An 8,753-nucleotide genomic window follows, 5' to 3' on the forward strand; every position below is an offset into this window, starting at 1 on the left:
GCTGTTCTGCCGCGAGCGCATCCAGCGCGCGCCGGCCGCACCCTTCGTCGCGATCACCGGCACCAACGGCAAATCGACGACCACAGCGATGACGGCGCACATCCTGAAGTCGGCCGGACGCGACACCCAGATGGGCGGCAATATCGGCCGCGCGATCATGACGCTCGATCCGCCCGAGGCCGAACGGCACTATGTGGTGGAGTGCTCTTCCTACCAGATCGATCTCGCGCCCTCGATCAATCCGACCGCCGGCATCCTGCTCAATCTGACGCCCGACCATCTCGACCGCCACGGCACCATGGCCCATTACGCCTCGATCAAGGAAAGGCTGGTCGCCGGCAGCGACACCGCGATCATCGGCGTCGACGATTCCTGGTGCGCCCAGATCGCCGACCGGCTGGAGCGGGCAGGCCGGCAAGTGATCCGCATTTCCAAGCGCCTGCCGCTGACCGACGGCTATTTCGCTGACGGCACGAATCTGATGGAAGCCGTGCACGGTCGCTACAGCCGCATCGCATTCCTGGAAGGCATCGGCTCGCTGCGCGGCCAGCATAATGCGCAGAACGCGCTCGCCGCCGTGGCCGCCTGCCTCAGGGTCGGGCTGGAACTCGGCGAGATCCAGGCGGGGCTGGAAAGCTTCCCGGGGCTGGCGCACCGCATGGAGCAGGTGGGCCGCAAGGATCATGTGCTGTTCGTCAACGATTCCAAGGCGACCAATGCCGATGCGGCGGCTCCCGCGCTGTCGAGCTTCAACCGCATCTATTGGATCGCAGGCGGCCTGCCCAAGGAAGGCGGGATAGAGCCGCTGCGCGGTTTCTTCCCACGCATCGCCAAGGCCTATCTGATCGGCGAGGCCGCTCCCGCTTTCGCCGCCACGCTCGGCGAGGCGGTGCCTTACGAAATTTCCGGAACGTTGGCGGCCGCGGTCGAGCACGCCGCCCATGACGCCGCGGGCGACACCGGCGGCGAGGCCGTCGTCCTGCTTTCGCCGGCCTGCGCCAGTTTCGACCAGTTCAAGAATTTCGAGGTTCGCGGCGAAGCCTTCAGGCAAGCTGCGACTGCTATTGATGGGGTGAAACCCATCGGAGGGCCACGTTGATGCAAAGCCGTCTCGACAAAAGTCCGGTCGCAACCTGGTGGTGGACGATCGATCGCTGGTTCCTGGCGGCATTTCTGTCGCTGATGGGGCTCGGCATCGTCTTGTCCTTCGCCGCAAGCCCGGCGGTCGCCGAGCGCATCGGTCTCGACAGCTTCCACTTCGCCACAAGACAGATCATCTTCACCATCCCGGCGCTCGTCGTGATGCTCGCGGTTTCCTTCCTGGAAGCGCGACAAATAAGGCGCATGTCGCTGGCGATGATCTGCATCATGCTGGTGCTGATGGTGGCGGTTCTCTATATCGGCGTCGAGGTGAAGGGCGCGCGGCGCTGGGTATCGCTGGCCGGGCTCTCGATCCAGCCGTCCGAGTTCCTGAAGCCGGCCTTTGTCATCATTTGCGCCTGGCTGTTTGCCGAGCACAAGCGCCAGCCAGACATTCCCGGCAATCTGTTCGCCATGCTGCTGCTGGCCTTGGTGATCTCGCTGCTGATCGCGCAGCCGGATCTCGGCCAGACCATGCTGGTGCTGGGCACCTGGGGCGTGATGTTCTTCATGGCCGGCCTGCCGTGGTTCTGGATCGTCGCGCTGGGGGCTGCCGGCGTCGGCGGCGTGTTCGCGGCCTATACAGTGTTTCCGCATGTGGCCGCCCGCATTGACAAGTTCCTCACCGGCGAAGGCGACACTTTCCAGGTCGACATGGGCCGCGAGGCGCTGATCAATGGCGGCTGGTTCGGCGTCGGCCCAGGCGAGGGCACGGTGAAGCGGGTCATCCCCGACAGCCACGCCGACTTCGTGTTTTCGGTCGCGGGCGAGGAGTTCGGGCTGATCATGTGCTTCTTCATCATGTCGATTTTCGCTTTCATCGTGCTGCGCGGATTGAGCATCGCGCTCAAGGAGCATGACGACTTCACCCGTTACGCCGTCGGCGGGCTCGTCACCATTTTCGGCTTGCAGTCGGCCATCAACATGTGCGTGAACCTACAGTTGATGCCGGCCAAGGGCATGACGCTGCCCTTCATTTCCTACGGCGGCTCCTCGCAGATCGCGATTGCCGTCTCGATGGGCATGGTGCTGGCGCTGACGCGCAGGCATCCCGAAAAGCGCAAGCAGATTGGCTACGCCTTCTCGCAGCGCGCCATGCCGGCGGAATGAGGCGGGATGTCGAGGGGTGTCATCCTGCTGGCGGCCGGCGGAACGGGCGGACATCTGTTCCCAGCCGAGGCGCTTGCGCATGAGCTGATCGAGCGGGGCTGGGAGGTGCATCTTGCCACCGACCGCCGCGCGGAGCGCTACTCCGGCCACTTTCCCGCCGCCGCGATCCACTCCATCCGCTCGGCGACTTTGGGCTCGAAGAATCCCTTCGCCGTGCTCGCCGCCTTCTGGGCGATCTGGCAAGGCGTGCGGCAAGCGGGGCGTGTCATCGCCAGGATCAAGCCCGACGTCGTCGTCGGCTTCGGCGGCTATCCGACATTGCCGCCGCTCTATGCGGCGGCACGGCGCAAGGTGCCGACGCTGATCCATGAGCAGAACGCCGTCATGGGCCGTGCCAACAAGGCGCTGTCGAGCCGGGTCGATGCGATTGCCGGCGGTTTCCTGCCGGAGGGGGAAAGCGCGGCCGGCGCCAAGACGGTGACCACGGGCAATCCTGTGAGGCCGCAGATACTTGAAGCGGCGAAATCGCCTTATGTCGCGTCGGATGCCAGCGAGCCGTTCCGCTTCCTGGTCTTCGGCGGCAGCCAGGGTGCGCAGTTCTTTTCCGATGCTGTGCCGGCGGCGATAGCGCTTTTGCCCGAAGCGCAGCGCAAGCGGCTGGCGATCACCCAGCAGGCGCGCGCGGAAGACGTGGCGCGAGTGAAGACCGCCTATGCCGATCTCGGCGTCGACGCGCAGGTCTCGCCCTTCTTCACCGATATGGCGGCGCGCATGGCGGCCGCACATCTGGTGATGTCGCGGTCCGGTGCCTCGACCGTATCGGAGATCGCGGTCATCGGACGCCCGGCGCTGCTGGTGCCTTACCCGCATGCGCTCGATCACGACCAGGCGGCGAATGCCGCGGCACTTGCCGCCGCCGGTGGGGCCGAGGTCCATCAGCAATCGACGCTCTCGGCCGAGCGGATCGCCGCGCTGGTCGGCGGGCTGATGGAGGATCCCGGCCGGCTGACCGCAATGGCTGCGGCTGCCCACTCGGCCGGAAAACCCGACGCGGCGCGGTTGCTCGCCGATCTGACAGAGGCTATTGCGTCCGGCAAAACGGTTTCCGACTACAGGAGGACGCGCGCATGAAGATGCCGCAGACGATCGGCCTCGTGCATTTCATCGGCATCGGCGGCATCGGCATGAGCGGCATTGCCGAGGTGCTGCACAATCTCGGCTACAAGGTGCAGGGCTCGGATCAGGCGGACGGCGCCAATGTGCAGCGGCTGCGCGACAAGGGCATCGAATGCTTCGTCGGCCACAAGGCCGAGAACATCGGCGAGGCCGAGGTGGTCGTGGTGTCGACCGCCATCAAGAAATCCAACCCCGAGCTCAGGGCGGCGCGCGAGAAACTGCTGCCGGTCGTGCGCCGCGCCGAGATGCTGGCCGAGCTGATGCGCTTCCGCCAGGCGGTCGCCATCGGCGGCACGCATGGCAAGACGACGACCACCTCCATGGTCGCGACGCTGCTCGAAGCCGGCGGGCTCGATCCGACCGTCATCAATGGCGGTATCATCAACGCGTATGGTACCAATGCCCGCATGGGTGACGGCGAGTGGATGGTGGTCGAGGCCGACGAGAGCGACGGCACGTTCCTGAAGCTGCCGGCCGACATCGCCGTCGTCACCAACATCGATCCCGAGCATCTCGACCACTATGGCAGCTTCGACAAGGTACGCGAGGCCTTCCGCCAGTTCGTCGAGAACGTACCGTTCTACGGTTTCGGCGTGATGTGCACCGACCATCCGGAGGTGCAGGCGCTGGTCGGCAGCATCGAGGACCGGCGCGTCATCACCTATGGCGAGAACGCCCAGGCCGACGTGCGCTTCGCCAATCATCGCATGGACGGAGCTACATCCGAGTTCGACGTGGTGATCCGCGACCGCAAGGGACGGGGCACGACGACGATCACAGGTCTGCGACTGCCCATGCCCGGCCGCCATAATGTCTCCAACGCGACGGCGGCGATCGCGGTCGCGCACGAGCTCGGTCTGTCCGCCGAAGCCATCAAGAAAGGCCTGTCATCCTTCGCCGGCGTCAAGCGGCGTTTCACGCACACCGGTTCCTGGAACGGCGTCGAGGTCTTCGATGATTACGGCCACCACCCGGTGGAGATCGCGGCGGTGCTCAAGGCCGCGCGCGGGGCCACAAAGGGCCGCGTCATCGCGATTGCGCAACCGCACCGCTTCACCCGGCTGCACGATCTGTTCAATGAGTTTTCCGTCTGCTTCAACGATGCCGACACGGTCATGGTGGCGCCCGTTTACGCGGCCGGCGAGGAACCGATCGAGGGCGTGACCTCGGACGCGCTGGTGTCGCGCATCCGTGCCGGCGGCCATCGCGACGCGCGCTATATCGAAGGCCCGACGGCGGTCGCGCCGGCCGTCCGCGAACTTGCCAAGCCGGGCGACTTCGTCATCTTCCTTGGCGCCGGCAACATCACGCAATGGGCCTATGCGCTGCCCAAGGAACTCGGTGGGGCCCCCTCATGATGCGCGGCCAAGACCTGATCTACAAGCTCGGCGACAAGCTTGCCGGCCTGCGCGGCCGCGTCACGCCCAATGCCGAGATGGACAAGATCACCTGGTTCCGTGCCGGCGGGCTGGCGGAAGCGCTGTTCCAGCCGGCCGACGAGGAGGATCTCGCGGCCTTCCTGCGCGCGGTGCCGGAGGAAATCCCGATCACGGTCGTCGGCGTCGGCTCAAACCTTCTGGTGCGCGACGGCGGCATCCCCGGTTTTGTGGTGAGGCTCTCCGCCAAGGGCTTTGGCGAGGCCGAAGTCACGGGATCGACCACCATCAAGGCTGGCGCGGCAACGCCGGACAAGCGCCTGGCCGCCGTGGCTTATGAAGCCGGCATCGGCGGGTTCCATTTCTATCACGGCATTCCGGGCGCTGTCGGCGGGGCGCTGAGGATGAATGCTGGCGCCAATGGCGTCGAGACGCGCGAGCGCGTGGTCGAGGTGCGGGCGCTCGATCGCGCAGGTAATGTCCATACGCTGAGCAATGCGGATATGGGCTATGCCTACCGCCATTCGTCGGCGCCTGGCGGATTGATCTTTACCTCGGCCATCTTCGAGGGCATCCCGCAAGACAAGGCTGCGATTAAGGCGGCGATGGACGCCGTGCAGAACCATCGCGAGACGGTACAACCGATCCGCGAGAAGACCGGCGGTTCGACCTTCAAGAACCCGGAAGGCTCGTCGGCGTGGAAAGAGATCGACAAGGCCGGCTGTCGCGGGCTGATGATCGGCGGCGCGCAGATGTCTCCGATGCACTGCAACTTCATGATCAACACCGGCACGGCGACCGGCTACGATCTCGAATATCTCGGCGAGACGGTGCGCGCGCGGGTGCTGGAAAATTCGGGCATCCGCCTGCATTGGGAGATCAAGCGGCTGGGCAACTTCCGGCCGGGTCACGCGGTGCAGGAGTTCCTGGGCCAGCTTCTTTAGCTCGCTGTGATGTTCAAGTAGTGCTTGAACTTGCGTCGTCGGCGACGCCGTCAAGCGTTACCGCAAAGACTCAACAACACACTTTTCTCGCCCGTTTTCGCGGAAAGTGAATCTCTCGGAATCATAGGTACTTGCCAGGGAATCAACTCTCTGATTCTCTGCTCTAAAGCGTTTCCTGATTTGAGTCGTTTGACGCGTTACCCGCGTTTTCCGTCTGGGGGGCAACCTGCCGGAAGACTCGGACTCAATGTGCGGAAATGTTGCGTGCGGAAATATTGGTTGCAGGCCCGGCGTGAAAGGGGAAGGCGGGATGAAGAAGAAGCATGTGGCTGTTCTCCTGGGGGGATTTTCCTCGGAGCGGCCCGTGTCTCTGTCGTCGGGGAAGGCATGTGCGGATACGCTCGAGAATGAAGGCTATCAGGTCACCCGCGTCGATGTTTCGCGCGATGTCGGGTCTCTGCTTGCCGAGCTCAAGCCCGATGTCGCCTTCAACGCGCTGCATGGCCCGTTCGGCGAGGATGGCACCATCCAGGGAATTCTCGAATATCTCGGAATTCCCTACACCCATTCGGGCGTGCTCGCTTCGGCGCTGGCCATGAACAAGGAGCAGGCCAAGAAGGTCGCCAAGGCGTCCGGCATTCCCGTCGCGGAATCGAAGGTGGTCAACCGCTTCTCCGTCCAGAACAAGCATCCGATGAAGCCGCCTTACGTGGTGAAGCCGGTCAATGAAGGCTCGAGCTTCGGCGTCGTCATCGTGCACGAGGGGCAGTCGCATCCGCCGCAAGTCATCGGCTCGTCCGAATGGAAGTATGGCGAGATCGTCATGGTCGAGCGCTACATCCACGGGCGCGAGTTGACCTGCGCGGTGATGGGTGACGTGGCGCTCGGGGTCTGTGAAATCATCCCGACCGGTCATTCCTTCTACGACTACGATTCAAAGTACGTCCCGGGTGGATCAAAACACGAAACCCCTGCAAAAATTTCACCGAATATTTACCAAAAAATACAGACACTGGCCCTCAAGGCTCATCTTGCTATCGGTTGCCGGGGCGTTTCCCGGTCGGACTTCCGTTACGACGACCGTCACTCCGAAAACGGCGAGGTTGTCTGGCTCGAGATCAACACCCAGCCGGGCATGACGCCGACGTCTCTGGTGCCTGAAATCGCCGCGCAAGCGGGGCATTCGTTCGGCGAATTGTTGAGTTGGATGGTGGAGGACGCTTCGTGTCTGCGTTGAGGTGGGGCCAGGGCAAAGGTCGCGGGACTGGGCCTGCGCTGTTCGGCGTGCCGCTGTCGTTCGACCATTTCGTGTTGCCGCGCCAGCTGCGGCGGCCGGTGCGTTTGCTTGCCCGTCTCTGCGATGGCGAGTACGAGGCGCCGCGCTTCTCGGCTGCGATCCTCTCGGCTGCCTTGTTGGCTTCCGCCGGAGCCTACGGGGCCTATCTCGGCGGCTACGCCGACAGCATCGTGCAGGGCGTGACGGCCCGAACCGGTTTTGCCGTCGACCAGATCAAGGTCGTCGGCAATCGCCAGACTTCCGAGATCGATATACTGGACCGCCTCGGCCTCGATGGCTGGACGTCGCTGATCGGCTTTGATGCCGAGGCTGCGCGCGAGCGCATCGCGACATTGCCTTGGGTCGAGGTTGCAGCGGTGCGCAAGATCTATCCTCACACGCTCGAGGTCCGTGTCGAGGAACGTGAGCCCTTCGCGCTCTGGCAGCAGGGCAATTCGCTTTCGGTCATCGAGCGGTCGGGCGAGGTGATCGCGCCGTTCTCGGGCGGCAAGCAGGCTTTGCTGCCGCTGATCATCGGCACGGGCGCGCCGGCCAAGGCGCCGGATTTCCTGGAGAGGATCAAGCGCTATCCCGAGCTGGCGGCGCGGGTCAAAGGCTATATTCGTGTCGGCGAGCGGCGCTGGGATCTCAAGCTGGAGAACGGCATCACCGTGAAGCTGCCGGAAGACGGCGAGGATCAGGCGATCGCCGAGCTCGTCAAGCTTGACCATGATGACGGACTGTTAACGCGCGACATCGCTGCCGTCGACATGCGGTTGTCCGATCGCCTGGTCGTCGAGCTCTCGCCGGAAGCGGCGACGCAGCGCGAAGCCGCGCTCAGCGACAAGCCGAAGACCCTGACGAAACGCAAGCCGGAGACGAAGATATGAGCTGGCTTGGCGGCGGCGGTGATGCCTCTTCGCGCCGGTCGGGCACGCTGACGGTGCTCGATGTCGGCTCGAGCAAGGTCTGCTGCGTGGTGGCGAAGCTGAAGCCGCGCGAGGACGGCAAGCTGTTGCGCGGACGCTCGCATCGCATGCAGGTGATCGGCATCGGCCATCAGAAGTCGCAGGGAGTTAAGTCGGGCGTCGTGGTCGATCTCGACCGCGCCGAGCATGCCATCCGTCTCGCCGTCGACGCCGCCGAGCGCATGGCGGGGCTCACCGTCGATTCCCTTATCGTCAACATGACGGCCGGCCGGCTGAAGAGCGAGGCCTTTTCGGCAACCATCAATCTCGGCGGCCATCAGGTCGAGGAAGCCGACATCAAGCGCGTGCTCGCTGCCGGCGCCAAGCAGGCGCTGCGGGCCGAGCGAGAGGTGGTTCATTCGCTTCCCGTCGGCTTCTCGCTCGATGCCGAGCGCGGCGTGCGGGATCCCCGCGGTATGGTCGGGGAGACGCTGGGCGTCGATATGCATGTGCTGACCGGCGATGCTGCGCCGATGCGCAATCTCGAGCTTTGCATCAACCGCTCGCATCTGTCGGTCGAGCGCATGGTGGCGACGCCCTATGCCAGCGGTCTCGCGGCTTTGGTCGACGACGAGCTCGAAATGGGCGCGGCCTGCATCGATATGGGCGGCGGCACGACCACGATCTCGGTGTTCTCGGAAGGCAAGTTCGTGCATGGCGACGCCATCGCCATCGGCGGCAATCATGTGACGCTCGACATGGCCAAGGGGCTGTCGACTTCGCTCGACGCCGCCGAGCGGCTGGATGGAAACCAGGTCGCGGT

Annotated in this window: 8 protein-coding genes; all 8 read left to right on the forward strand. The window is 64.5% G+C overall.

The genetic code is table 11. The features are described from left to right. Positions 1-1,099, forward strand: a 1,099-nt coding sequence (murD, locus tag EOA75_RS23930) for a UDP-N-acetylmuramoyl-L-alanine--D-glutamate ligase (RefSeq protein ID WP_127325331.1), incomplete at its 5' end; no start/stop codon positions are given. After that, positions 1,099-2,250, forward strand: coding sequence for a putative lipid II flippase FtsW (gene ftsW, locus EOA75_RS23935; protein ID WP_067329044.1), 1,152 nt, complete (start codon positions 1,099-1,101; stop codon positions 2,248-2,250). The genes murD and ftsW, both read left to right, overlap by 1 nt. A 6-nt stretch (positions 2,251-2,256) precedes the next feature. After that, positions 2,257-3,381: an undecaprenyldiphospho-muramoylpentapeptide beta-N-acetylglucosaminyltransferase gene (gene murG / locus EOA75_RS23940; RefSeq protein WP_127325332.1), complete on the forward strand. Its 1,125-nt coding sequence runs from the start codon at positions 2,257-2,259 to the stop codon at positions 3,379-3,381. Then, positions 3,378-4,784, forward strand: coding sequence for a UDP-N-acetylmuramate--L-alanine ligase (gene murC / locus EOA75_RS23945; RefSeq protein ID WP_095802418.1), 1,407 nt, complete (start codon positions 3,378-3,380; stop codon positions 4,782-4,784). The genes murG and murC overlap by 4 nt, the downstream gene beginning before the upstream one ends. Then, positions 4,781-5,746 (forward strand): UDP-N-acetylmuramate dehydrogenase, encoded by a 966-nt coding sequence (gene murB / locus EOA75_RS23950; protein WP_127325333.1) that lies wholly within the window; start codon positions 4,781-4,783, stop codon positions 5,744-5,746. The genes murC and murB overlap by 4 nt, the downstream gene beginning before the upstream one ends. Before the next feature lie 310 nt (positions 5,747-6,056). Next, the gene (locus tag EOA75_RS23955) at positions 6,057-6,983 is read left to right on the forward strand and encodes a D-alanine--D-alanine ligase (protein ID WP_095802420.1); all 927 of its coding nucleotides are present in this window, start codon (positions 6,057-6,059) and stop codon (positions 6,981-6,983) included. After that, complete coding sequence (locus EOA75_RS23960; protein ID WP_127240106.1) at positions 6,971-7,912, forward strand: cell division protein FtsQ/DivIB; 942 nt, start codon at positions 6,971-6,973, stop codon at positions 7,910-7,912. Before EOA75_RS23955 ends, EOA75_RS23960 begins: the two co-directional genes overlap by 13 nt. Next, a partial coding sequence (gene ftsA, locus EOA75_RS23965; RefSeq protein ID WP_127325334.1) for a cell division protein FtsA occupies positions 7,909-8,753 on the forward strand: 845 nt, incomplete at its 3' end. The genes EOA75_RS23960 and ftsA, both read left to right, overlap by 4 nt.

The organism is Mesorhizobium sp. M1A.F.Ca.IN.022.07.1.1, assembly GCF_003997575.1.
In the GTDB taxonomy this organism is placed as follows: Bacteria; Pseudomonadota; Alphaproteobacteria; order Rhizobiales; family Rhizobiaceae; genus Mesorhizobium.

What these genes read in the sequence shown, in the direction of transcription:
- EOA75_RS23955 (WP_095802420.1), top strand. Translation starts at nt 6,057, where the DNA reads ATGAAGAAGAAGCATGTGGCTGTTCTCCTGGGGGGATTTTCCTCGGAG.
- ftsW (WP_067329044.1), top strand. Translation starts at nt 1,099, where the DNA reads ATGCAAAGCCGTCTCGACAAAAGTCCGGTCGCAACCTGGTGGTGGACG.
- murG (WP_127325332.1), top strand. Translation starts at nt 2,257, where the DNA reads ATGTCGAGGGGTGTCATCCTGCTGGCGGCCGGCGGAACGGGCGGACAT.
- murB (WP_127325333.1), top strand. Translation starts at nt 4,781, where the DNA reads ATGATGCGCGGCCAAGACCTGATCTACAAGCTCGGCGACAAGCTTGCC.
- murC (WP_095802418.1), top strand. Translation starts at nt 3,378, where the DNA reads ATGAAGATGCCGCAGACGATCGGCCTCGTGCATTTCATCGGCATCGGC.